The organism is Pseudoxanthomonas sp. 22568 (assembly GCF_052044485.1).
GTDB lineage: Bacteria > Pseudomonadota > Gammaproteobacteria > Xanthomonadales > Xanthomonadaceae > Pseudoxanthomonas_A > Pseudoxanthomonas_A beigongshangi.
The window spans coordinates 411498-436079 of sequence record NZ_JBQENC010000001.1; the positions used below are offsets into that span (position 1 = coordinate 411498).

Genomic DNA, 24582 nt, shown 5'->3' on the forward strand with positions numbered 1-24582 from the left:
GATCGTGCTATTTTCGCCGCCATGAATCTGTGCGCCGCCACCAGCAAGGGCACGGCCACCCGCGAGATGATCGTCGAGCGGGCGTATGCCATCGCCTGCCGGCAGGGCCTGGAAGGCCTGTCCATCGGCGAGCTGGCGCAGGCCGCGGGCATGTCCAAGAGCGGCGTGTTCGCGCACTTCGGCTCCCGCGAGGATCTGCAGCTCACCGTGCTGGACTGGACCGCGCGCCGCTTCGGCGAGGCGGTGATGGCGCCCGCGCTGCGGCAGCCGCGTGGTCAGGCGCGGCTGCGCGCGATCATGGACGGCTGGTTCGCCTGGGTGCGGGCCAATCCCGATGGTTGCGTGATTCTCGGCGCCGCCAACGAATACGACGCACGCCCCGGAATGATGCGCGAGCGCGTGATCGCCTGGCTGACCGAGTGGCGCGCCGTCGTCGCCAGGGCCGCGCAGATGTGCATCGACAGCGGCGAGTTCGCCGCCGACACCGATCCCGTACTGGTCTCGTTCCAGTTGTTCGCCATCACCGAAGGGCTGCACAATGCCCGGCTGTACGACCCCGCCCAGGCCGAAGCCCTGGCCCGGCGGGCGCTCGATCACCTGTTCGCCTCCTACGCCGCCTGATCCGGAGAGTCCCCCATGGCCGCCGTCGTCTCGCCTCAAAAAAGCACGATCGTTCGTAAAAATGTCCGCCTGCTGCCGTTGCGCTCCGCCTTCGCCCTGGGCAGCTGGCTGATGCCGGAAGCCACGCTCCAGCATGCCTTCCGCCTGTTCGGCACGCCGATGCCCGGCGGCCGCGAGCGCGCACGCCGCAGCGATACCTGGGGCGCCAGCGTCCACACCTTCGCGCACGGCCGCGAGCGGCTCACCTGGTATGCCTGGGGAGATCCCCAGCGCCAGCCCATCGCACTGCTGGCGCATGGCTGGTCGGGCTATGCGCTGCAACTGCTGCCATGGGTGGAACCATTGCGCCAGGCCGGCTACGCGGTGGTGGCGCTGGACCAGATCGCGCATGGCCGCAGCAGCGGCTACCGGGCGACGCTGCCTATGTTCGCCGACGTCCTGCACCGTTTCGCCGAACGCTTCGGCGGCGTGCAGGCGCTGGTGGCGCATTCCCTCGGCGGCGCGGCCGCGATGATCGCGCTCGCGCGCGGATTGCGGGCAGCGCGCGCGATCCTGATCGCGCCGGCGGCCGATCCGATCGCCGCGGCGCAGCGCTTCGGTGGTTTCGTCGGTCTCGCCGCGCATCTTTCGGCGCGCCTGTTCGATGAATTCGAGTCGCTGACCGGCATGGCGGTGGAGGGATTCCAGGCGCACCTCAATGCGCCCCGCATCGCCAGTCCCGCGCTGATCGTCCACGATCTGGAAGACCGCGAAGTTCCCTGGTCCGAAGGCGAGCGCTATGCGCGCTACTGGCCGGAGGCGCGCCTGCTGAGCACCACCGGGCTCGGACACAACCGCATCCTCACCGATCCCGGCGTCATTGCCGCGGCGATGTCCTATCTGGACGGACGCGCGGTGGGGCAGCGCGTCGTGTCCACGCCGGACCTGCCTTACGGATTCGCCTGAACAGGCGTTCGACCCGGTCTGCGCCGCCGCGCCAGACGGCGGCGTAGGGTGGGCGTCATGGGGCGGAACTCCGCCGCGCGCTACAATTCCGCCTCTAATGCAAGCAATACGCGAGTGAGGGCGCGAATGAGCACACCGGCTTCCCAGCTTCCAGCAGCACGCGCGGATGTTTCCCCGCTGCGTTTCGTCACTGCGGCCAGCCTGTTCGATGGCCACGACGCAGCGATCAACATCATGCGCCGCCTGATCCAGGGACAGGGCGCCGAAGTAGTCCACCTGGGCCACAACCGCAGCGTCGAGGACGTGGTGCGCGCCGCGCTGCAGGAGGATGCCGACGGCATCGCCCTGTCCAGCTACCAGGGCGGCCACGTCGAGTACTTCAAGTACATGGTCGACATGCTCAAGGAGCGCGGTGCCAGCCACATCCGCGTGTTCGGCGGCGGTGGCGGCACCATCACCCCCGAGGAAATCGCCGAGCTTCAGGCCTACGGCGTCGAACGCATCTACCACCCCAACGACGGCATGAAGATGGGGCTGGTGGAGATGATCGAGGACGTGGTTGCGNAAGGCGCGCGGGAATCGGGAATCGGGAATCGGGAATCGCAGAGAACACAAGCCGATGGTGCCGAGAACGAAGCCGCGATCGGCCAGATGCTCAGTGCCATCGAAGATGGGGAATTCTCGGAGTCCGAACTGGACAAGCTGCGCAAGCAGTGGGCAGTGGGCCGCTCTTCCGATTCCCCATTCTCCAATCCCCATTCCCTCCGGCGCGCAGCGCCGGTCATCGGCATCACCGGCACCGGCGGTGCCGGCAAGTCGTCGGTGACCGACGAGCTGATGAACCGGTTCCTGTCCAGCTTCCCGCAGATGCGGATGGCGGTGATCTCGGTCGACCCGACCCGCCGTCGCACCGGTGGCGCGCTGCTGGGCGACCGCATCCGCATGAACTCGCTGCGCAGCGAACGCATCTACATGCGTTCGATGGCAACCCGCCGGCAGAACGTGGCGACCAACGCGGTGCTGAAGGACTGCATCGCCTACCTGAAGTCGCTGGGCTTCGATCTGATCATCGTCGAGACCGCCGGCATCGGCCAGAGCGACTCGGAAATCGTCGACCTGGTCGATTTCCCGATGTACGTGATGACCAGCGACTACGGCGCGGCCAGCCAGTTGGAGAAGATCGACATGCTCGACTTCGCCGAACTGGTGGTGCTGAACAAGTACGACAAGCGCGGCGCCGAGGACGCGTTGCGCGACGTGCGCAAGCAGTGGAAGCGCAACCGGGTGGCGTTCCAGACGCCCGACGCGGATGTGCCGGTGTATCCGACCATCGCCAGCCAGTTCAACGATCCGGGTGTCAGCTGGATGTTCGCCAACCTGTGCCGCCTGCTGCGCGACAAGCTGCACCTGCCGGCGGAGAAGTGGACGCCGGACATCGACACCGAATTGAAGGAACCGCGCGCGACCGTGCTGATTCCTGGCGCGCGCGTGCGCTACCTGGCCGAAATCGCCGAGCAGGGCCGCGGCATCAACCGCCGCATCGAGAGCGAAGCCGAGACCGCCAGCCGAGCGCAGTCGTACTGGCAATCGCTGCGCGATCTTGACGACCCGGCACTCCCCAAGGCGCTGGATCTGTATGCCGCCGAAGATCTCCTTCCCCCGCTTGCGGGGGAAGGTGCCCGAAGGGCGGATGGGGGCAAGACGGGTGACGCCGGCCCCCACCCCAACCCTCCCCCGCAGGCGGGGGAGGGGGCAGGTCAAGTCGACCGCTCCCTGCTGACCCTGCGCCAGCGCTACCAGGACGCCGTGCAGTCGCTGTCCAGCGAAGCGCTGAAGCTGCTGCGCGAGTGGCCGGCGCGGCTGAAGGCGGCGACCGACGAGGTCAACGAGTACGAGGTGCGCGGCAAGACCATCCGCATCGAGAACTACCGCGAGTCGCTCAGCCACCAGAAGATCCCCAAGATCGCCGCGCCGAAGTACCGTGGCTGGGGCGAACTGCTGACCTTCCTGCAGAAAGAAAACCTGCCGGGCAGTTATCCCTACACGGGAGGCGTGTATCCGTATCGCCGCACCGGCGAGGATCCGATCCGCATGTTCGCCGGCGAGGGCACGCCGGAGCGGACCAACCGCCGCTTCCATTACCTGAGCCTGGGCCAACCGGCCGCGCGCCTGTCCACCGCCTTCGACAGCGTGACGCTGTATGGCGAGGATCCGGCGCCACGTCCGGACATCTACGGCAAGATCGGCAACTCCGGCGTCAACATCCCCACGCTGGATGACATGAAGAAGCTGTACTCCGGCTTCGACCTGTGCGCGCCGACCACCTCGGTATCGATGACCATCAACGGTCCGGCGCCGATCATCCTGGCGATGTTCATGAACACCGCCGTCGACCAGCAGGTGGAGAAGTACCTGAAGGCCGATGCCGAGCGCTGGGCGGCCGCGCAGAAGAAGCTGGACGAACTGTTCGCCGGCCGCGAGCGTCCGCGCTATTCCGGCGAACTGCCGGCCGGCAACGACGGACTCGGCCTGGGCCTGCTGGGCGTGACCGGCGATCAACTGGTGGACGCGGACACCTACGCGCGGATCAAGGCCGAGACCCTGAAGACCGTGCGCGGCACCGTGCAGGCCGACATCCTCAAGGAAGACCAGGCGCAGAACACCTGCATTTTCAGCACCGAGTTCGCCCTGCGCATGATGGGCGACATCCAGCAGTACTTCGTCGACAACGGCGTGCGCAACTTCTACTCGGTGTCGATTTCCGGCTACCACATCGCCGAGGCGGGCGCGAACCCGATCTCGCAGTTGGCCTTCACCCTGTCCAACGGCTTCACCATCGTCGAGTACTATCTGGCGCGTGGGATGAAGATCGACGACTTCGCTCCGAACCTGTCGTTCTTCTTCAGCAACGGCATGGATCCGGAATACACCGTGATCGGCCGCGTCGCACGGCGCATCTGGGCGCGCGCGATGCGCGAGCGCTATGGCGCCAACGAGCGCAGCCAGATGATGAAGTACCACATCCAGACCTCGGGCCGTTCGCTGCATGCCCAGGAAATCCAGTTCAACGACATCCGCACCACGCTGCAGGCGCTGTACGCGCTGTTCGACAACTGCAACAGCCTGCACACCAACGCTTACGACGAGGCGATCACCACGCCGACCGAGGAAAGCGTGCGCCGCGCGGTCGCGATCCAGATGATCATCAACAAGGAGCTGGGCCTCAACTTCAACGAGAACCCGTGGCAGGGCAGCTTCGCGGTCGAGTACCTGACCGACATCGTCGAGGAAGCGGTCTACAAGGAGTTCGAGGCGATCAGCGAGCGCGGCGGCGTGCTCGGCGCGATGGACACCATGTACCAGCGCGGCAAGATCCAGGAAGAGTCGTTGTACTACGAGCACAAGAAGCACGACGGCAGCCTGCCGCTGGTGGGTGTGAACACCTTCCTGCCGAAGGAACACGGCGGCGAGATCGCCACCGAGATCGAGCTGATCCGCTCGACCGAGGAAGAGAAGGGCCAGCAGATCACCAACGTGCGCGCCTGGCAGTCCTCGCGCAACGGCCTGGCGCCGGAGGGCGAGACCGACCACGCGCATTCCACCGCGCTGGAGGAACATGCCGAGGCCGAGGCGCATGACGGCCATGGCCTGGCCTACCTGCAGAAGGCGGCGCGGGACAGGCGCAATGTGTTCGTCGCGCTGGTCGAGGCGGTCAAGACTCATAGCCTGGGCCAGATCAGCCACGCCCTGTACGACGTGGGCGGCGAGTACCGACGCAACATGTGAGGGGCGGAAGGCCGCCGCCGAGCGGCCTTCCGGACGCTCCTGCGACGGGCGGTGAAATCCGATGACGCCCGGCGGGCGTGTTTGCCGGTAGAGGAAATGCAGGCCAGTGGTGGCCTGCACCACCCCTATCGAGGAGACACCCCATGCGCAAGTTCATCATCCGCTCCACCTCCGTCGCCAGCCTGTTGCTGCTGGCCGGCGCCGCCCTGGCCGGCGGTCCGATCAATCCGCCGCCCGCTTCCTGCGCGGTGGACGAGGTCTACAAGTGCGAAACCATCGGCGGTCAGAAGTACTGCAAATGCGCCAAACGCGATCTGTCGGCAGCGCCACAGCGCAATGACGAGCCGCGGCGCCTGAAGGGCAAGCCCCAGCATCTGGTCAATCATGGCGCCGGTGCGACCGGGCAGACCCCGGCGGCACCGCAGCCGGAACCGCGCAAGTCCGATCAGCGTTGACCGTCGGGCGGGAGAGGGCGCAGGCGCGCCCTCAATCCCGGATGCGGCCCCCTTTTTTGCCCCTCGGGCGATGCGGGTCGCTACATCATCAGGCAGTCCAGTCCATCCAGCGCGATGTGGATGAGCAGGCCGACACCGAACCAACGGGTCCGGCGCGGGACCACCAGCGCACCGTAGAGCAGCATCGCCGGCCACGTGTGCAGCGGATGGAATCCCAGGCTGCACCGCCCGGGCGCGTAGATCGGATCGGCCAGCAGGTGATCCAGATCGATGACCCAGCCGGCCAGCATCCAGGCAGCGGCGCGCTTCCATTCCTTCGGCCAGAACATGCGCGCAGTGGCGACGGGCACCAGCACGTGCAGCAGCAGATGGATGATCGGACGCAGTTCGAGGTCGGGCAGGGGCATTTTTCGCGAAGCTCAGCGCCGCGTCGCCAGCCAGCGATCCAGCTGGTTGGCGAACGCCTGCCGATCACGGGCATTGAAGGCGGCCGGCCCGCCGGTCTGTACGCCGGCGCCGCGCAGTTCGTCCATGAAGTTCCGCATGGAGAGCCGTTCGGCGATGTTGTCGGCGGTGTAGCGGTCGCCGCGCGGGTTGATCGCCTGCGCGCCATTGGCCAGCACCCGCGCCGCCAGTGGAATGTCCTGGGTGACCACGAGATCGCCGGTCCGCGCGCGTTCGGCGATGGCGTCGTCGGCCACGTCGAAGCCTCCCTGCACCTGCAGCGCGCGGATGTACCGGGAGGGCGGCGTGCGCAGCCACTGGTTGGCGATCAGGGTGACCTGGACCTGCGCGCGTTCAGCCGCGCGGAACAGGATCTCCTTGACCGGCCCGGGGCAGGCGTCGGCGTCCACCCAAATCTGGGGACCGGGAGGCGATGCGTCGTTCACCGATGGTCCTCCCCGCTGGAACGCACCGGAGCGGAGGGTGTCGCCGTCCGGCGCGGGACGCGGCAGGGATGGGGGGCGCGGGAAACGGAAAATCGTTGCATGAGAGAAGGTAGGGAGAGCGGACGCGGGCCCCACACGATAGCCCGATCCTGCTGTCGGGACCGCCTGGATGGCAACAGCGGCTTTACGGGAGATGTGGAAGGGTGTCGATTTCAGGTGGCCCGGTTCGTCGGTTGATTACACCCTCAATCCCGCAGGAGCTTCCGCATGTCCCTCGTGAAACCCATCACCCCGCATCTGTGGTTCGACACCCAGGCCCGCGAAGCCGCCGCGTTCTACTGCTCGCTGTTTCCCGATTCGCAGGTCGACTCCATCGTCCGGTTGCGCGATACGCCCTCCGGCGACTGCGACGTGGTCTCGTTCACGCTGGCCGGCCAGCCGTTCATGGCGATCAGCGCCGGTCCCGTGTTCACGTTCAATCCCTCGACTTCCTTCCTGGTCCATTTCGATCCCGCGCGTGACGGGCAGGCGCGTGAGCAACTGGATGCGATGTGGGCCAGGCTGATCGACGGCGGGCAGGCATTGATGCCGCTGGATGCGTATCCCTTCAGCGAGCACTACGGCTGGGTGCAGGATCGCTACGGCCTGTCCTGGCAACTGATGCTCAGTCCGCCTGGCGCACCCCCGCGCCCGCGCATCGTGCCGGTATTGATGTTCACCGGCGAGGTGTACGGGAAGGCCGAAGAGGCTGCGAAATTCTATCGTTCGGTGTTCGACGATTCCGAAGCCGGGCAGATGGCCCGCTACACGGAGGACAGCGCCAACGATCGCGCCGGCACGGTCATGTTCTCCGACTTCCGCCTGGGCGATACCTGGATGGCGGCGATGGACAGCGGCCATCCGCACGGCTTTGCCTTCAACGAAGCCATCTCGTTTCTGGTCACCTGCCGCGATCAGGCCGAAATCGACCGCTACTGGGCGCAGCTGTCGTCGGTGCCTGAGTCCGAGCAGTGCGGTTGGTGCAAGGATCGCTTCGGGCTGTCCTGGCAGATTTCGCCGCAAGGGCTGGACGAGATGATGACCTCGGGCGATGAAGCGCTGGTTGGGCGGATCACGCAGGCCGTCCTGGACATGCACAAGCTGGACGTCGCCAGGATCGAAGCGGCGGCGCGGGAGCAGTAGCCCGCGACGCACGGGGCGGTCGCGAACCGCCCCGTGCCTGTCGCGGATCGGCGCCTAAGGACGTTTCTTGTAGGTAATCTCCATCATCTTGGCCTCCTTGCCATCCGGGCCGGGCGCGTACATCTCGAATACCTCCGTGCTCTTGTCGGACCAGCGGGTGGTCATGCGAGAGGTCACGGGTTTCTTGCTGACAGGGTCGTGATAGGTGCCGGTATAGGTGCAGGCCATGCTGGCGTCGCAGGTGCCCTCGCTGACCATCAGGCCGGTGCTCATGCTGTCGTTCCAGGTGGACCAGTGCTTGCCGGTGACATTGTCGAAGCCGTGCAGGCCCTGTCCGGTGAACGGTTGGCCCATCATCTGCGAGCTCACTTCCTCCACCAGCACGCGATCGCCGAGGATCATCCTGCGGGTCGCAGTGCCTTTGTCGATGGTGGGCGGGGTATCCGGAGCGTGCCAGCTTTTCACGGTCAGGTCGTAAGTACCGGCCAGTGTGGCGAGTTGTCGATGTTCGGCGCCGGGCGTGCCGGCTTTCTGGAAGGCTTCCATCATCGCCTTCATTTCGGGCGTCATGGGGGGTGCCTTGTCGTCCTGCGCCGTGGCCGAGGCGGCGGGCAGCAGGCAGGCGAGGGCGAGGGAAAGAACGGAACTGCACTTCATGGCAGGACCTCCGGGGACATGGCCAGGTTGCGGTGGGCATGGGGGTGCGCCGTATTTGCACCAGTCCGCGCTCAATCCGCGTGAAGGTGGACCACCGTGGGTCCGGGAAGGGAAACACGCGGAACCCAGCGCACGGGCCGCGGCGCATGGGTGCGTGCCCGCACGGGCCTGCTAAAGTGCTGCTCCTTTTCCGCTTCCGCCCGTCGCCCCCGCATGAACACGACCGACCGCTTCTATCCCATCGGCACACCCGGCCAGCCCTGGGGCGCCGCCGAGAAAGCCGAATGGCGCTCCCGCCAGACCGTCCAGCGCAGCTATGCCGCCGACGTGCTGACGGTGATCGAGCGCCTGCGCGCGCGGTTCGACGTGGAGCAGTACGGTGAGCTGGACTACGGCGCGGACGGCCGCTATCCGCTGTTCGCCGTGCGCAGCCGCGACTGGAATCCGGCGCTGCCGGTCATGCTGGTGACCGGTGGCGTGCATGGCTACGAGACCAGCGGCGTGCGCGGCGCGCTGCAGTTCCTGGAACAGCATGCGGCGGACTATGCCGGCAAGGTCAACCTGCTGGTGACGCCGTGCATCAGCCCATGGGGCTACGAGCGCATCCACCGCTGGGACGCCGACGCGCTGGATCCGAACCGCTCCTTCCGCGAAAACAGCCCGGCGCAGGAATCGGCCGCGCTGATCCGGCTGGTCGCGCCGATCCGCGACCTGGCGCGCATGCACATCGATCTGCATGAAACCACCGACACCGACGAGAGCGAGTTCCGCCCGGCCTTGGCCGCGCGCGACGGCAAGCCGTTCGAGCCGGGCGAGATTCCCGACGGGTTCTACCTGGTCGATGACAGCGAGAATCCGCAGCCCGACTTCCAGCGCGCGGTGATCGCGGCGGTGGAGCAGGTCACCCATATCGCGCCGGCCGACGCCAACGGCGAGATCATCGGCTCGCCGGTGGTGGCACCCGGCGTCATCGAGTACGCGTTCAAGCCGCTGGGGCTGTGTGCCGGCGTGACCAACGCGCGCTACACCACCACCACCGAGGTCTACCCGGACAGCCCCAAGGCGACCCCCGCGCAATGCAACGACGCCCAGGTGGCGGCGGTGTGTGCGGCGATCGACTACGCACTTGCCCATGCTTGAAGCCCGCGGAGTCCGGCCCCATTTCGTTCCGTGAAAGGCAATCCGGGGCGGCGGGTGTAACCTCCGCCCGGTAACACCCGAGAGGACAGGACCATGGCAACCGGTTGGGCCGGCGACGGCGCCGTACAGGATCAGATCGACGCGACCGTGAAGGACGCGATTGCGCGCGCGCGCCGCAATCTGCCGACCGGTCCCAGCCTCTCCCACTGCGAAGAATGCGATGCGCCGATTCCGCCGGCACGGCAGAAGGCCGTGCCCGGCGTGCGCCTGTGCGTGGCCTGCCAGGAAGCGGCCGACCAGGCGCAGGAGCAGGGGCAGATGTACAACCGGCGCGGGAGCAAGGACAGCCAGTTGCGCTGACGGAGTTTCGTGGTGCATTGGATACGTAGGCCATGTCCGATCTGTTTCCGGAAAGTCTTGAACCAGGCAGCATCGGGCTCGCCGGAGCCTGGCGGTTCGCACCTATCTTCTTCGCCATCTATCCGGAGGCGGACGCGCATCCTCTCCTCCTGGAAGCACGTCATCGCTTGGTCCGGACATTGGGTGTACGGAAATTTTCCGCCAGGCCGGCGGAGTTGTTGCATGTCAGTGTTGCCGAATGCGGAAAACCGGCCCGGCTGAGACAGCCGTTGGAACTCGCGCTGCGCGCGGCCTCCGGACGGTTTTCATTTCCGGCATTCGACATCGTCCTGGAGACAAGCGCGCGCTTTGGCAGGGATGATCGAGCGTGTGTCCTCGTCGCGGACCAGGCCACCGGGCGCGTGGTCCACGGATTGCGAAACGCACTCGCCGACGCGCAGCAGCCCTATGGGCTCGTAGGGGAAAGGACGGTCATGGCACCGCATATGACGTTCGGCTATTGCGATGGCCTTCCAGAGGAGAGGTTGCCGGTTCCAACCGTTCGGTTTCGCGCCACTGCGGTGGATCTGGTGATCAGCAATCAAGGGTACTCGGAGCATCTGCGGGTGGCTCGTTGGCCATTGCTATGAACCTGTCGGGTTTTTCCTGCCGTCGGCTGGAATCGCAGGGATGCCTGGCCTAGGATCCGGCATGTCCATGCAGAATGATCTCTTCGAGAGCCAAGGCAGTGCACCACTGCACCGCCTGTTCTTCGCGCTGCTGCCATCCGCATCCGAGCGTGCACAGGTGGCGGACGTGGCGGATGGACTGCGCGCCAGCCACCCGCATACGCGCTGGGTAAATCCGGAGCGCTACCATTTGACCCTTCACTACCTGGGCGAGAGCAGCGGTCCCCGGGAAGACTGGATAGCGCGGGCACGGGAAGCCGCGGAAAGCTTCAGCGGTGAGGCCTTCCACCTGCAACTGGATCATCTGCTGCCGCTGGGCAATCCACGGCGACCGGCGCTTACGCTGGCGGCCTCTTCTTCCTCGACGGAATTGCTCCGTTTCTGGCGTGGCCTGCAGGAACGCCTGATCCGGGCCGGTTTCAAGGACCATGTCGGCAAGAGCTTTGTGCCGCATCTGACCCTGGGCTACAGCGAGCCAGGGGCCGCCACGCCGGCGGTGGCGTCGGTTGGCCTCGCGCCCGATGGATTCGTGTTGATACAGAGCATCGAGGGGCAATCGGGTTACACCTTCCTCGGCCACTGGCGCCTCGGTACAGATTGAGCCCCTGGCATGTCAGCGCGGTTGTGGACCGAAGATGCTCGGTTCGCGCGGCCGCCGCAGGCGCTCCAACTTGGCCTGGTATTGGGCACGTGTCGCTCCCTCGCTCAATTCCTGGGCGCGGGTGAGGGCGCGGCCCGCGCGGCGTGCCTTGCCAAGATGCAGATACGCCCGCGCCAGCCCAAGATAAAACCGGTGTTCGCTGCCGAAGAGCCGGATGGCGCGCTGGTAATAGTCGATCGCACCCTCGTAGTCGCCCGAGCGCTCGTGCTCGAGTGCGAGCAGAAACTGATCGAATGGGTCGTGCGCACGAACCCGCTCCAGCCGCCGTTGCAGTGGCTTGGCCTCGGCAACGCGCCCGCTGCGGTTGTAGAACGTCACCAGGTTGAACAGCGCGGAGGAGTAGTTCTCATTCAGTGTCAGGGCATGCAGGTAAGCGCGTTCGGCGCCCGCCGCGTCGCCACGCCGGAGTGCAGCAACACCCGTGTTGTTCCAGAATGCCGGATATCCGGGGCTCAGCGCGCGCGCGCGCGCGAGGTACGCCTGTGCGCTGGCGGCGTGGCCGGCGCCCAGCAGATCAACCGCACGATTGTTATAGAACATGGCGAACAGGTGCGTGTCGGGAATCGCCTCGGGCTGTTGCCGTGCGATGACCTGGTCCCAGGCCACGTCCACGCTGAAGCGCTGGCGTCCGATGCGGATGCCGGCATTGACGTGGTTGTTGCGATAGACGGTGTTGCCCTCCTGGTACCAGGTCAGCACGTCCTCGATTTCCTGTGCGTAGGCCTGCAGTCCGTCCGCGCGCGCCAGTGCCACCACCATCAGGGTGAAGCTGAGGCAATTCGCGCGACCGGTCTGATACGTCTGGCCGACGGTGTAGTTGGCGCCATTCTGGTACTGCAAGCCCAGGCCGCCTTCCTTTGAGAACAGGAAGTCGACCAGCCGGTTGAGTCGTGCCGAGGATTGGACGTCGCCCGCCTGCGCCATCCATTGCCGGAACCGGTCCTGCAGTTCCGGAGGCACGGCCATGATTTCTTCGACCGAGGGCAGGTCGGGAGGAACCTGCGCATCCGGCAGCGGCGGCTGCGGCGAAAGCGCCAGGGCGGCGGCGAGCAACCACGTGGCCATACGCGTACCTCCACGTCTTCGGCCAAACTCCGGTCGCCGCCAGTCTAGTCCTTTCCGTGGCTGGTGGAGTGAAAACGACGGATGGGAAAGACAAACGGAAGCGCGGATTACAACTGCGTCCCCGGCGCCGATCGTGGCAAGCTGCGCGGATGAAAATCGAAGCCGCCACCAACGCCGATCTGCCGCGCCTGCTCGAGGTCTGGGAGTCCGCCGTCCGCGCCACCCACCACTTCCTGGAGGAGGCCGACATCCAGATGTTCCGGCCGCTGGTGCGCGATGGCTATCTCCCTTCCGCCGAGCGACTGGCGGTGGCCCGGGCCGGCGACGGCCAGCCCTGCGGGTTCGTCGGCGTGGAGGCGGGCAAGGTGGAGATGCTGTTCGTCGACCCGGCCCACCACGGGACCGGCGCGGGCAAGGCGTTGTTCCGTCACGCGATTGAAAGCTGGGGCGCGCGCCGGGTGGACGTGAACGAACAGAATCCGGGGGCGGTGGGGTTCTACCTGCACATGGGCTTTGAGCTGGAATCGCGATCCGAACGGGATGGGCTGGGCAAACCGTTCCCGCTGCTGCACCTGCGGTTGTCCGAAGGCCGCGCCGAGACGGTGGGGCGGAAAACGCGATGAACGCAACCCACTGGCTGGTTCCCTGTCCGGATTGCGGGGCGATGAACCGCCTGCCGCCGGAACGGCTCGGCCAGTCGCCCGGTTGCGGGCGCTGCCACCAGCCGCTGTTTCGCGGGCGGCCATTGGCGCTGACCACCGGCGACTTCGACCGCCACGCGCTGCGCAGCGAGCTCCCGCTGCTGGTGGACTTCTGGGCACCGTGGTGCGCCCCATGCCTGGCGATGGCGCCGCAGTTCGAGGCCGCGGCGCAGGCGCTGGAACCGCGGATGCGCCTGGCCAAGGTGGACACCGAAGCGGAGACGGCGCTGGCCGCCCGCTACGGTATCCGCAGCATTCCGACCCTGGTCCTGATTCGCGGCGGGCGTGAACTGGCCCGCCAGTCCGGGGCGTTGTCACGCGAGCAGATAGTGGACTGGGCCCGGCGCGCGCTGGCCGGGGCTTGATCCCGCGCCGCCATGACTTCAGTCGGATACCCCTGGTCCGGACAGGCGTGCCACCATCGACGGTTGTCGTGGTGGTCGCCACGCCCCGAACGGAGCCGAGATGCCGATGAAGTCCTCCCGCCTGATGCTTGCCCTGTCCCTGAGCCTGTCCGCGGCCGCCCTGGCCCAACAGCCCGACATCACCGACCTGACCCGTGACTCCGGGGTGCCGCGCGCGCCTGAACAGGAGGCGGTCGTGTTCGAGCATGCGGACCTGAGCTTCAAGGTCGTGCCGGCGGAAAAGGCCATCCAGGGCGACGCCCGGTTGACCTTCCGGGCCAGGTCGCCGATCCAGCGGGTGGTCGTGGATCTGGACCGCAACCTGGCGGTCAGCCGGGTCGAGGCCGACGGCGCCGTCCTGCCGGCCAGCGCCTGGCGCAATCCGGAAGGGCGCATGACCATCGATCTGCCCGCGCCGGTGGCGGCGGAGCAGCAGGTGAAGGTCCGCATCGTCTATGGCGGGAAGCCGCACGTGGCCAAGCGCGCGCCCTGGGACGGCGGCTTCGTCTGGGCGACCGCGCCCACCGGCGAACCCTGGGTCGCCTCGGCGGTGCAGGGCGAGGGCTGCGACCTGTTCTGGCCCTGCATCGACCACCCGCAGGGCGAACCGCTGGTCGTGGACCAGCACATCACCGTGCCGGCGCCGCTGGTTGCGGCCGGCAACGGCATCGCCATGGGCATGCAGGAAAAGGACGGCTGGCGCACGTACCACTGGCGCGCACGCGATTCGAATACCTATGCCATTGCCCTGAACATCGGTCCCTACGAGGAGATGAAGGGCGAGTACCGCAGCCGCTTCGGCAACACCATCCCGCTGCATTTCTGGCATTTGAAGGGGCGCGAGGCGAAGGCGCGCGGCCTGTTCGCCGAGTTCCCGCAGGTGCTGGACTTCTTCGAACGCAACATCGGCCCGTATCCATTCGGCGACGAGAAGATGGGCGTGGTCGAAACCCCGCACCTGGGCATGGAACACCAGACCATCAACGCCTACGGCAACGATTACAAGAAGGACAAGTACGGCTACGACTGGCTGCTGCAGCACGAGTTCGCCCATGAGTGGTTCGGCAACCAGCTGACCAACGTGGACTGGGACGACATGTGGCTGCATGAAGGTTTCGGCAGCTACATGCAACCGCTCTACCTGCAGTACCTGCGCGGCGAGATGGAGTACCACGCCGCGTTGCTGGACCAGCGCGCCGGGCTGGCCAACAAGTACCCGATCGTGTCCGGCAAGAGCCAGACCGAGAAGACCGTCTATGACCGTGAGAATGGCCCGGGCCTGGACATCTACTACAAGGGCTCGCTGATGCTGCACATGCTGCGCGGACTGATCGGCGACGAGGCCTTCTTCGCCAGCATCCGCCAGGCCGTGTACGGCACCGATACGCCGCAGCCGGGCAAGTTCAAGCCGCGCTATGTCTCCACCCGCGACTACATCGACATCGTCCACAAGGTGACCGGCCGCGACTACGGCTGGTTCTTCGACGTCTACCTGTACCGCGCCGCGCTGCCGGAACTGGTCGCCGAGCGCGACGCCAGCGGCCTGAACCTGCGTTGGAAGACCCCGGACGACCTGCCGTTCCCGGTACCCGTGGAAGTCCGTGTCGGCGGGGTGGACGGCAAGGTCCAGACCGTGGCCATGGACAACGGCCGGGGCCGGTTGGCGCTCCCCGCGGGCGAGACCTATACCCTGGATCCGGCTTCGCGCCTGCTGCGGGCATTGCCGCATATCGTGGAATACCAGCAGGACGCCGAGGCGCGCCGCAAGGCGGCGGCGGAGGCGGCCAAGGAAAAGGCACGCTGAGGGGCGCGGGATGGGTGGCCGCCCCGATCCTGTCACGGCATTTTTTTGCATTGCGGCGGCTGGACCGTTAGATTTCGCTCTTTGAAACCTTCGGCGGCGCGATGGACGTGCGGGGAAGCCTGGTCTGCGTGGGAACGGGGATGATGCTGGGGGCCCATATCGGCCCCCGCGCACGCGGCCACATTGAACAGGCAGATGTCGTCTTTCTCGCCGTTTCCGACCCCCTCGTCGAGTTGTGGGTGCAGGGAATGAACGCCGATGTCCGCAGCCTGCAACCGCTGTACGCGGAAGGCAAGTCACGCCGCGATACCTATGGGGAAATGGTGGAGTCGATGCTGGTGGAAGTCCGTGCCGGAAAGCATGTCTGCGGTGCGTTCTACGGCCACCCCGGCGTATTCGCGCTGGCGCCGCATCTGGCGATAGAGCAGGCCCGCGAGGAAGGATTCGACGCGAGCATGGAGCCAGGCATCTCGGCGGAAGACTGTCTCTACGCCGACCTGGGCATCGATCCAGGCACCTATGGCTGCCAGCATTACGAAGCCAGCCAATTCATGCTCTACCAGCGGCGCATCGATCCCTCCGCATACTTGATCCTCTGGCAGGTGGGCCTGGCTGGCGACCGAAGCCTGCGGCGATTCAGTACATCGTCCGCCGAACGGCAGTTGCTGGTCGACCTGCTGGCGCAGGATTATCCGTTGAATCACCATGTGATCGCCTATGAAGCGGCTACCTTGCCGATCACGAAACCGCGCCAGGAACGGTTCCCGCTGTCGGCCTTGCCGATGATGGAATTGAATCTGCAGACCACTCTGGTCGTGCCTCCGGCATGCCCGATGCAGCCCAACCGGGACTTGCGCCAAAAGCTCGAATTGCTGGGAACCGTGGCCAACCGCGCCCCGGCTTCCTTCCACCACCAACCGCAGAGGACGCACCATGTCAAACGCAATACGTTTTCTTGAATCACTGGGCCAGAACCCGGCGCTGTCGCGCCTGCCGGCCGAGCAGCTGCAGGAAATGATCGATTCGCTCGAGTTGACCGGCAACGAAAGCGACGCCCTGCGCCGTCAGGACGCGGTGGCCCTGGCCGATGCGCTGGAAAAGCGCGCCCCGTTGTTCTGCATCCTCTGGGAGCCTGGCCAGGAGCCGAGTCCGCTGGATACCCCGGACGATACGGAACCGCTGCGCGACCCGACCCCGGATGGCGACGCGCCGGAAGAGGAATAAGGTCACGACGGTGGGCCGGCGTGCGACGATCCGAACCATCCTGCGTTGCGGGATGCTGTCGTTCGCCTTGTGTCTGCCCTTCCTGGCCATGGCGGCAGCGTCTCCCGGACTGGAGACGCTGCTGCAGCAAGCCGAGGAGGCGCGGAGTTCGGATCCGCACCGCTTCCAGCGATTGCTAGGTGAACTGGAGCAGCAAATCGATCGCGCCGACAAGGCCCAGAGGGAACAGATCGAGTACCTGCGAGCCTATGGCTTCAGCTTTCGCGGACACTATGACGAGGCGATAAGGCACGCCCGCGCGTTGATGGAGTCCTCGACCAATCCCGAGATCCAGTTCCGTGCGGGCGCGTTGATAGTCAACACCCATGCCCTGCGCCGCCAGTTTACGGACGGGTTGCGCCAGTTGGAGCAGACCCTCACCCTGGTGGACAAGATCCAATCGGCCAAGTTGCGTCATCACGGCCTGGGCGTGGCGTCCTATCTCTACAACCAGGTCGGACAGTACCGCCTGGGCCTGCGCTATGCGGATCGGATCCTGGAAGAGGAACCGGACGCGCGTACGTTGTGTTTCGCCAACCAGGCCCGATTCGATTCGCTTTACAACCTGGGCGAATTGCCTTCCGATGACGACATCGTCGTCGAAGCGATCAACCAGTGCGATGCATCCCACGAGACGGTCACCGCCAATGGAATCCGGTTGATCCTCGCCAAGAAATGGGCCGAATCCAACCGTCGCAAGCAGGCCATCGCCTTGATGGATGGGCACCTGAAGGAGATCGAGGAGACTGGCTATACGCACCTGATAGCGCAGGTCAAGGCGTTCCTGGCCGAACTCTTGCTGGACGCAGGCGAATACGCCGCGGCGGAGACCTACGCGAACGAGAGTCTGGCCCAGAACACACCCGGGAGCACCTCCTCGCTGGCCAGTGCCTACAAGACCATGTACCAGATCGCCGAGGCGCGGAAGGATTCGGAGACGGCACTGGTCTACTACCGCCGTTATGCCGAAGCCGACCGGGCCTATCTGAACGAAGTCAAGGCGCGCGAGCTCGCGTATCAGATGGTCCGCCAGGAGATTCTCGAGAAATCCCAGCAGATCCAGCGACTGGACAGCCAGAACCAACTGCTCAAACTCCAACGCAAGGTGGAGAAACAGGCGGGACAGAACACCCGGTTGATTATCATCCTGCTGGTCGTGTTGCTGGCGACCATCGCCTACTGGGCGTACAAGACCAAGCGCGTCCAGGTTTCGCTGAAGCATCTTGCCGAGACAGATGCGTTGACCGGCATCTGCAACCGCCACCACTTCACCCAGTCGGCAGGGCGGACGTTGAGCCAGTGCGAGCGCAATGGAGAGGAAGTGGCGGTGATCATGTTCGATCTCGACCATTTCAAATCAATCAATGATCGGTTCGGCCACCCGGCGGGCGATTGGGTCCTCAAGCAGGTGGCGCAGGTATGCCAGTCGCTGTGCCGGCGGATCGATGTGCTGGGGCGTCTGGGCGGGGAGGAGTTCGCGATGCTGATGTACGGCTGCGATCTTCGCTCGGCGATTCGCCTGGCCGAGGACTGCCGGACGCGTATCGCTTCGATCGACACATCGGAGATCGGCCAGCGGATTCAGGTGACCGCGAGTTTCGGAGTTACCTCGACCGCCATATCCGGCTATGTACTGCAGCGCCTGCTTTCCGATGCGGACCGGATGCTCTACCAGTCCAAAGCCCAGGGACGCAATCGGGTCACCGCGTTCCGGGCGGCTTCCCAGGATGACGGCGAGGCATCCCATACCCCTGGAGCGTCCTGGACCGAGGTGGCCGAGACGCAGGGCGCGCGACCAGGCTGAGCGGCGCTGGCGACCTGAACGGGCTGCCCGATACCGAGTGGGAACCGATGCGATAAGATCGCGCGCAGGCAGGCCGGTCGGCGCGGGCCTCCAAAAATGGGGGAAGTACAGGTTCAATGCGGTTGGGTTCGTCTGCACTCACGCGGTATGGGCAGGTGATGGCTACCCTGGACACGGGGATGGGCCGCCGGGCCGTGGGCTACCTCCGGGCGTGCTGCCTGTGCCTGACCCTGCTGGCATCGACGAGTGTGGCCGCGGGTACGCCGAAACCCGAAGTGACGGAACTGTTGGCGCAGGCCGAATCGGTCCGCAGCGGGGATCCCGTGCGATTCGCCGAACTCGTCAGCGAGCTGCAGGGCAGGCGGCAGGAGTTGCGAGGTCTCCAACAGGATCAATTGGCGTATCTCGAGGCGTACGGGATTGCCTTTTCCGGCAAGTACGAAGCGGCGATTCCACGGTTGCAGAAGCTGATGGCGTCTTCGACCGACAGCGATACCCGCTTCCGGGCCGGCGCACTGCTGGTGAATCTTTACACCAAGAGCCGGCGATTCGCGGAGAGCCTGCGGCAGCTTGGTCGCCTGCTGCCGCAACTGGATCAAGTGCGCGACCCGCAGTTGCGTATCCATGCCCTGGTGGAAGCCTCCTATCTGCACAACGAGATTGGGCAGTACAGCCTGGGCATGCAGTATGCCGAACGCATCCTTGCCAGCCAGCCGGATGCCCGTGCCCATTGCTTCGCTGAGTATCTCAAGTACGACGCGATGCTCAACCTGGCGACGCTGTCTCCGGACAGGATGGACTCGCTGCAAGAGGCGATCGAGCAGTGCACGCGAGGCGGAGAGCGACTGCTCGCCAACCATATGCGCGTGATACTGGCGAGAACGATGGCCGCGGAGCGCAAGCGTCCCGAGGCCATCGCGCTGTTGCGTTCGCACATGGCGGAGGTCGAGTCGTTCCGATATCCATATCTGGCCGTGCTGGTCAAGGCGACGCTCGCCGACCTGCTGTTCGAGCGCGGCGATTTGCAGGCCTCGGAAACCTATGCTTCCGAGGCGATTGCGCTCAGCGGAGCGGTCGGCACGAGTACCCAGTCGCTGGTCGGCGCCTACCGCACCATGTACCGGATTGCCGAGCGCAGGCGTGACACGGAAACCGCGCTGGTCTATTACCGCCGCTACGCGGAAGCGGACAAGGCCTATCTCAACGAGATCAAGGCGCGCGAGCTGGCCTATCAGATCGTCCGCCAGGAAACCTTCGAAAAGTCGGAGCAGATCCAGCGCCTGGGCAGCCAGAACCAGTTGCTGCAACTGCAACGCAAGCTGGAGAGCAAGTCGGTCCAGAACACCCGCCTGGTGGTGGTGCTGTTGACCATGCTCCTGGCCAGCATCGGCTACTGGGCATATCGCACCAAGCGCACCCAGATGATGTTCAAGCGGCTGGCGCAGACCGACGCGCTGACCGGCATCGGCAATCGCAGCCATTTCAGCATCCAGTCCGAACGCCTTCTGGCCCAGTGCGCGAGGAACGAGCAGGAAGTCGCGCTGGTCATGTTCGATCTCGACCATTTCAAGACGGTCAATGATCGCTACGGCCACGCCGCCGGCGATCAGGTGCTGGTGCGGGTGGCCGAGCTTTGCCGTGGCCTGGATTACCGCAATGCCGTGGTTGGCCGGCTGGGTGGGGAGGAGTTCGCCTTGCTGCTGCCTGGGATGAGCCTGGCGCAGGCGGTCGAGGCGGCGGAGGATTGCCGCCAGCGCGTCACCCGCATCGATACTTCGGGCACGGGCCATCGATTCCTCGTCACCGCCAGCTTCGGCGTCACCACCACCGCTTTGGCCGGCTATCAACTCGCCAGGTTGTTTTCGCTCGCCGACCGCATGCTGTATCGGTCAAAGCATGACGGTCGCAATCAGGTGAGCGCCTACGAAGGTGGCTATTCGTTGCCCGAACGGCGGACGGTACCGGCGAGCGGCGAGACGGCACGCCGGGAAACGCAGGAACAGGAAAGCTGAAAAGACATCGTCGCGCCTTGCGACTCCAGGTGAACCGCGCCTGCGTTAAGCTTCATCGGCGGCACAGCCAGTGCCGATGAATGAAGGAGCTTTCCCCATGATCCAGCGATTCGATGTCGGCCCCCGCATGTCGGAAATGGCCATCCACAACGGCGTGGTCTACCTGGCCGGCCAGATCGCCGACGACGCCAGTCAGGACATCCGCGGCCAGACCCGGCAGGTACTGGCCGCCGTCGACGCGCTGCTCGCGCAGGCCGAGACTGACAAGAGCAAGTTGCTGCGGGTGGAAATCTTCCTGAAGGACATGCTCGACTTCGAGGGCATGAACCAGGCCTGGGACGAGTGGGTGGTGCCCGGCCACACTCCGCCGCGCGCCACGGTCCAGGCCCGCCTGGCCAATGCCGAATGGCGCATCGAGGTGCTGGTGACCGCCGCGGTCTGAGCCGTCGGAATGGCCCGCGTGGCGGGCCTTTGCGGGTCGGCGGGCAAAAATGTTTGACCTATCCGGCAGGCCCGATTAACATACGCGGCCCGAGATTCGGGCGGTTAGCTCAGCGGTAGAGCACTGCTTTCACACGGCAGGGGTCACAAGTTCGAACCTTGTACCGCCCACCAGTTGTACGCAAAGGCCCGGCGCAAGCCGGGCTTTTGCTTTTTCGCGTCCGGTCGGGGCGTGCAGGAGGGAGCGCCCCGGGCGTCAATCTCAAATCCTGCGACGGCGGTGGTTTGTGATGGCGACCTTTCTGGAGGCCGCCCATGTCCGTACCCGCCCGGCAAATCGCCCGTTCCCATCGTGATCTGCTGCCGGCCGGTACCGCCGACGGCAGTCGCCTGTCCGAGCGGTTGGCGGCCAAGTATCCGGATCGAGTGACCGGCCAGTTGACCGTGCCCGGGCGCGAGGGGCGCTACGCCCCATTGCCGGAAACCCTGCCGCCGGCGCTGGCGCGCGCGCTGCGCCAGCGCGGGGTCGAGCGGCTCTATTCGCATCAGGCTGAAGCCTGGGCACACGCCGAGGCGGGCGGGCACCTGGTCATCGCCACGCCCACCGCCTCGGGCAAGTCGCTGTGCTACACGCTGCCGGTGGCGTCGGCGGTGATGGGCGGCAGCGCCAAGGCGCTGTACCTGTTTCCGACCAAGGCGCTGGCGCAGGATCAGGTCAGCGAACTGCTGGAACTCAACGCCGCCGGCGAACTGGGCATCAAGGCCTTCACCTTCGACGGCGATACGCCGGGCGACGCGCGCCAGGCCATCCGCCTGCATGGCGACATCGTGGTCAGCAATCCTGACATGCTGCACCAGGCGATCCTGCCGCACCACACCAAGTGGGCGCAGTTCTTCGAGAACCTGCGCTACGTGGTGATCGATGAAGTCCATACCTACCGTGGCGTATTCGGTTCGCACGTGGCCAACGTGCTGCGCCGCCTGCGTCGGGTGTGCGCGTTCTACGGCGCCTCGCCGCAGTTCATCCTGTGCTCGGCCACCATCGGCAATCCCAAGGCGCACGCCGAGGCGCTGCTGGAAGCCGACGTCCACGCCATCACCGAGTCCGGCGCGCCCAGCGGCGACAAGCATGTGCTGCTGTGGAATCCGCCGGTGGTCAATCCGGATCTGGGCCTGCGCGCATCCGCGCGTTCGCAGAGCAACCGCATCGCCCGGCTGGCGATCAAGGCGGGGTTGAAGACGCTGGTGTTCGCCCAGTCGCGGACCATGGTGGAGGTGCTGACCAAGTACCTCAAGGACGTGTTCGACCACGACCCGCGCAAGCCCGCGCGGATCCGCGCCTATCGCGGTGGCTACCTGCCGACCGAGCGCCGCCAGGCCGAGCGCGACATGCGCGACGGCCGCATCGACGGCATCGTCTCCACCTCGGCGCTGGAACTGGGCGTGGACATCGGCAGCCTGGACGCGGTGGTGCTGAACGGTTATCCCGGCTCGATTTCCGCCACCTGGCAGCGCTTCGGCCGCGCCGGGCGCCGCCAGCAGCCTTCGCTGGGCGTGCTGGTGGCCAGCTCGCAGCCGCTGGACCAGTACGTGGTGCGGCATCCGGACTTCTTCGCCGACAGCCCACCCGAACACGCGCGCATCGCCGCCGACCAGCCAATGATCCTGCTCGATCACATCCGCTGCGCGGCGTTCGAACTGCCGTTCCTGGCGGGCGAGCATTTCGGTCCGGTGGACCCGGCGCCATTCCTGGAACTGCTGAGCGAGGACAGCGTGATCCATCGCGAGGGCGATCGCTACGAATGGATCGCCGACAGCTATCCGGCCAACGCGGTCAGCCTGCGCGCCGTGGCGGACGGCAACTTCGTGGTGGTGGACCGCACCGACGGCCGCCAGACCATCATCGCGGAAGTGGATTTCAGCGCCGCGCCGCTGACCCTCTACGAAGGCGCCATCCACATGATCCAGTCCACGCCCTACCAGGTCGAGCGGCTGGACTGGGAAGGCCGCAAGGCCTACGTCACCCGCACCCACGTCGACTACTACACCGACGCCATCGACTACACCAAGCTGAAGGTGCTGGAGCGTTTCGACGGCTGCCGCGCGGGGCAGGGCACCTGCCATCACGGCGAAGTGCACGTGGTCCGGCGCGTGGCCGGCTACAAGAAGATCCGCTACTACACCCACGAGAACATCGGCTACGGCCCGGTCAACCTGCCGGATCAGGAAATGCACACCACCAGCCTGTGGTGGCAGCTGCCGCCGGAGACCCTGCATGCGGGCTTCGCCTCGCGGCAGGAGGCGCTGGATGGTTTCCTCGGCGCGGCCAACGCGCTGCACATCGCCGCCACCGTGGCGGTGATGGCTGAAGGCCGGGATCTGCAGAAGGCGGTGGGCGATGGCGACGGCGCCTGGTTCGCGGTGCCGGATGCGCAGGGCAGGGGACAGTTGCGCGGCGGCGAAGGGCAATTGCTGTCGCCGCTGGAAGGCGATCGTTTCGTGCCCACGCTGTACCTGTACGACAACTACCCCGGCGGCATCGGCCTGAGCGAACCGCTGTGGCGCCGGCAGGCCGAACTGGTGCGGCGTGCAGGCGAATTGGTGGATGGCTGTGGCTGCCCCGCTGGTTGCCCGGCCTGCGTCGGTCCCATCCTGGCCGCCGACGAGACCGCCGAGGTGACCCCCAAGGTGCTGGCGCGACGCGTGCTGGAACTGCTGGCGGTCGCATGAGCACCGCGCTGGAACACCTGCGCAGGCTGCGCCAGCAGGCTGGGCATCCCACACCCGTCGCATCGCCACCTGCGGTCCGCGCGCCGGCTACCGACATGGCCACTTCGTTGCGGCGGATGCTTGGTGTGCGCACGCGTTCGGCACCGCCCTCGCGCGCCGCCGCGCACCAGCGCATCCTGCCGGGCGAGGAGATCGCCGATGGCCTGCATCTGATCGAGCGGATATTGCCGTGGCCGGCGATACCCGAGTCGTTCGACGGCGCGTTCGCGCGCGAGGATCTTCTTTCCGCCTCGCAGCTTCTTTTCTTCGATACCGAGACCACCGGACTGGCGGGTGGCACCGGCACCCGCGCCTTCATGATCGGCGCCTCGGATTTCGTTCCCGAAGGGCTGCGGGTGCGACAGTTGCTGATCGCGCACCTGGCCGCCGAGCGCGCCATGCTGGATACCTTCGCCGGCTGGCTGCGGTCCGACACGCGGCTGGTCAGCTACAACGGGCGCTGCTACGACGCGCCCTTGCTGATCACCCGCTACCGGTTGGCTCGCCGTCGCAATCCGCTGGAAGGGCTGGCCCACCTGGACCTGCTGTATCCCACCCGTCGCCGCTATCGCGGCGTCTGGGAAAACTGCCGCCTCGCCACCATCGAGCGGCGCGCGCTGGAGATCGTGCGCGAGGATGACCTGCCAGGTTCGGAAGCGCCCGCGGCCTGGTTGGGTTATCTGCGTGGCGGCTCGTCCGAACTGCTGCACCGGGTAACCGCGCACAACTTCCAGGATGTGGTCACGCTGGCCCGCCTGCTCGCGCACCTGTCTTCCGCCGGGCCGGTGGAAGAGCGTTCGCTGCCCGGAATCGCGCCAAAAATTTGACGAATTCCGGTTTCGACGCCGTCTTTCCATGGCGGTTGTGTGAAGGGCTGCGCAATATCGCGTGACAGTCCTTCAGGAATGTCATCGCGTGGCCGAAAAATCGGTAGATTTTCGCGCGGGCGTGTAT

General features: G+C 66.1%; 23 protein-coding genes and 1 tRNA gene. 20 read left to right on the forward strand and 4 right to left on the reverse strand.

Features of this window, described 5'->3' with window-relative positions:
• The first annotated feature begins 21 nt into the window (after positions 1-21).
• From ACTJI2_RS02045 to ACTJI2_RS02060, 4 genes are all read left to right on the forward strand, one after another.
• On the forward strand, positions 22-621 hold the full coding sequence (locus ACTJI2_RS02045) for a TetR/AcrR family transcriptional regulator (protein WP_440840923.1): 600 nt from the start codon (positions 22-24) through the stop codon (positions 619-621).
• A gap of 15 nt (positions 622-636) precedes the next feature.
• Positions 637-1566: an alpha/beta hydrolase gene (locus ACTJI2_RS02050; protein ID WP_440840924.1), complete on the forward strand. Its 930-nt coding sequence runs from the start codon at positions 637-639 to the stop codon at positions 1564-1566.
• Between the two features lie 126 nt (positions 1567-1692).
• Entirely contained in the window at positions 1693-5352 is a 3660-nt protein-coding gene (locus ACTJI2_RS02055; protein WP_440840925.1) for a methylmalonyl-CoA mutase family protein, read from the forward strand.
• Between the two features lie 143 nt (positions 5353-5495).
• Complete coding sequence (locus ACTJI2_RS02060) at positions 5496-5807, forward strand: hypothetical protein (protein WP_440840926.1); 312 nt, start codon at positions 5496-5498, stop codon at positions 5805-5807.
• An 80-nt stretch (positions 5808-5887) separates the two neighbouring features.
• Here ACTJI2_RS02060 and ACTJI2_RS02065 read toward each other — a convergent pair whose 3' ends face one another.
• Together ACTJI2_RS02065 and ACTJI2_RS02070 are read right to left on the reverse strand one after the other, a co-directional pair.
• Complete coding sequence (locus ACTJI2_RS02065) at positions 5888-6214, reverse strand: DUF6122 family protein (RefSeq protein WP_440840927.1); 327 nt, start codon at positions 6212-6214, stop codon at positions 5888-5890.
• A 12-nt stretch (positions 6215-6226) separates the two neighbouring features.
• The gene (locus tag ACTJI2_RS02070) at positions 6227-6697 is read right to left on the reverse strand and encodes a YaiI/YqxD family protein (protein WP_440840928.1); all 471 of its coding nucleotides are present in this window, start codon (positions 6695-6697) and stop codon (positions 6227-6229) included.
• A gap of 267 nt (positions 6698-6964) precedes the next feature.
• On the opposite strand from ACTJI2_RS02070, the gene ACTJI2_RS02075 reads away from it, so the two are divergent.
• On the forward strand, positions 6965-7879 hold the full coding sequence (locus tag ACTJI2_RS02075) for a VOC family protein (RefSeq protein WP_203323667.1): 915 nt from the start codon (positions 6965-6967) through the stop codon (positions 7877-7879).
• 54 nt (positions 7880-7933) lie between these two features.
• On the opposite strand, the gene ACTJI2_RS02080 is transcribed toward ACTJI2_RS02075, so the two are convergent.
• Positions 7934-8536, reverse strand: a complete 603-nt coding sequence (locus tag ACTJI2_RS02080) for a DUF1579 domain-containing protein (protein ID WP_203323666.1) — start codon at positions 8534-8536, stop codon at positions 7934-7936.
• Positions 8537-8749: 213 nt separating this feature from the next.
• On the opposite strand from ACTJI2_RS02080, the gene ACTJI2_RS02085 reads away from it, so the two are divergent.
• The 4 genes from ACTJI2_RS02085 to thpR all read left to right on the forward strand — a co-directional run bounded on the left by ACTJI2_RS02085 (position 8750) and on the right by thpR (position 11305).
• On the forward strand, positions 8750-9676 hold the full coding sequence (locus ACTJI2_RS02085) for a M14 family metallopeptidase (RefSeq protein ID WP_440840929.1): 927 nt from the start codon (positions 8750-8752) through the stop codon (positions 9674-9676).
• A 93-nt stretch (positions 9677-9769) separates the two neighbouring features.
• The gene (locus ACTJI2_RS02090; RefSeq protein ID WP_183637101.1) at positions 9770-10036 is read left to right on the forward strand and encodes a DksA/TraR family C4-type zinc finger protein; all 267 of its coding nucleotides are present in this window, start codon (positions 9770-9772) and stop codon (positions 10034-10036) included.
• A gap of 32 nt (positions 10037-10068) precedes the next feature.
• A complete protein-coding gene (locus ACTJI2_RS02095; RefSeq protein ID WP_440840930.1) occupies positions 10069-10665 on the forward strand; it encodes a 2'-5' RNA ligase family protein in 597 nt (198 codons plus the stop codon).
• Between the two features lie 61 nt (positions 10666-10726).
• On the forward strand, positions 10727-11305 hold the full coding sequence (gene thpR, locus ACTJI2_RS02100; RefSeq protein ID WP_440840931.1) for an RNA 2',3'-cyclic phosphodiesterase: 579 nt from the start codon (positions 10727-10729) through the stop codon (positions 11303-11305).
• A 12-nt stretch (positions 11306-11317) separates the two neighbouring features.
• Here the strand turns inward: thpR and ACTJI2_RS02105 are convergent, their stop codons facing one another.
• A complete protein-coding gene (locus tag ACTJI2_RS02105) occupies positions 11318-12430 on the reverse strand; it encodes a tetratricopeptide repeat protein (RefSeq protein ID WP_440840932.1) in 1113 nt (370 codons plus the stop codon).
• A gap of 68 nt (positions 12431-12498) precedes the next feature.
• On the opposite strand from ACTJI2_RS02105, the gene ACTJI2_RS02110 reads away from it, so the two are divergent.
• The 11 genes from ACTJI2_RS02110 (at position 12499) to ACTJI2_RS02160 (ending at position 24455) form a co-directional block, all read left to right on the forward strand.
• The gene (locus ACTJI2_RS02110; protein ID WP_440840964.1) at positions 12499-13053 is read left to right on the forward strand and encodes a GNAT family N-acetyltransferase; all 555 of its coding nucleotides are present in this window, start codon (positions 12499-12501) and stop codon (positions 13051-13053) included.
• Complete coding sequence (gene trxC / locus ACTJI2_RS02115; protein WP_192198957.1) at positions 13050-13496, forward strand: thioredoxin TrxC; 447 nt, start codon at positions 13050-13052, stop codon at positions 13494-13496. Before ACTJI2_RS02110 ends, trxC begins: the two co-directional genes overlap by 4 nt.
• A gap of 106 nt (positions 13497-13602) precedes the next feature.
• Positions 13603-15339, forward strand: a complete 1737-nt coding sequence (locus ACTJI2_RS02120) for a M1 family metallopeptidase (protein ID WP_440840933.1) — start codon at positions 13603-13605, stop codon at positions 15337-15339.
• Between the two features lie 101 nt (positions 15340-15440).
• Entirely contained in the window at positions 15441-16298 is an 858-nt protein-coding gene (locus ACTJI2_RS02125; protein ID WP_192198959.1) for an SAM-dependent methyltransferase, read from the forward strand.
• Positions 16273-16563 carry a hypothetical protein gene (locus tag ACTJI2_RS02130; RefSeq protein WP_192198960.1) on the forward strand — a complete coding sequence of 97 codons (291 nt, stop codon included), beginning with the start codon at positions 16273-16275 and terminating at the stop codon, positions 16561-16563. The genes ACTJI2_RS02125 and ACTJI2_RS02130 overlap by 26 nt, the downstream gene beginning before the upstream one ends.
• Entirely contained in the window at positions 16538-18406 is a 1869-nt protein-coding gene (locus ACTJI2_RS02135) for a tetratricopeptide repeat-containing diguanylate cyclase (RefSeq protein ID WP_440840934.1), read from the forward strand. Before ACTJI2_RS02130 ends, ACTJI2_RS02135 begins: the two co-directional genes overlap by 26 nt.
• 158 nt (positions 18407-18564) lie before the next feature.
• A complete protein-coding gene (locus tag ACTJI2_RS02140) occupies positions 18565-20418 on the forward strand; it encodes a diguanylate cyclase (RefSeq protein ID WP_440840935.1) in 1854 nt (617 codons plus the stop codon).
• Positions 20419-20515: 97 nt separating this feature from the next.
• Complete coding sequence (locus tag ACTJI2_RS02145; protein ID WP_440840936.1) at positions 20516-20860, forward strand: RidA family protein; 345 nt, start codon at positions 20516-20518, stop codon at positions 20858-20860.
• Between the two features lie 98 nt (positions 20861-20958).
• Positions 20959-21033 (forward strand) — tRNA-Val (locus tag ACTJI2_RS02150).
• A gap of 141 nt (positions 21034-21174) precedes the next feature.
• A complete protein-coding gene (locus ACTJI2_RS02155; protein ID WP_440840937.1) occupies positions 21175-23589 on the forward strand; it encodes a DEAD/DEAH box helicase in 2415 nt (804 codons plus the stop codon).
• The gene (locus ACTJI2_RS02160) at positions 23586-24455 is read left to right on the forward strand and encodes a ribonuclease H-like domain-containing protein (RefSeq protein WP_440840938.1); all 870 of its coding nucleotides are present in this window, start codon (positions 23586-23588) and stop codon (positions 24453-24455) included. The genes ACTJI2_RS02155 and ACTJI2_RS02160 overlap by 4 nt, the downstream gene beginning before the upstream one ends.
• Positions 24456-24582 lie beyond the last annotated feature (127 nt).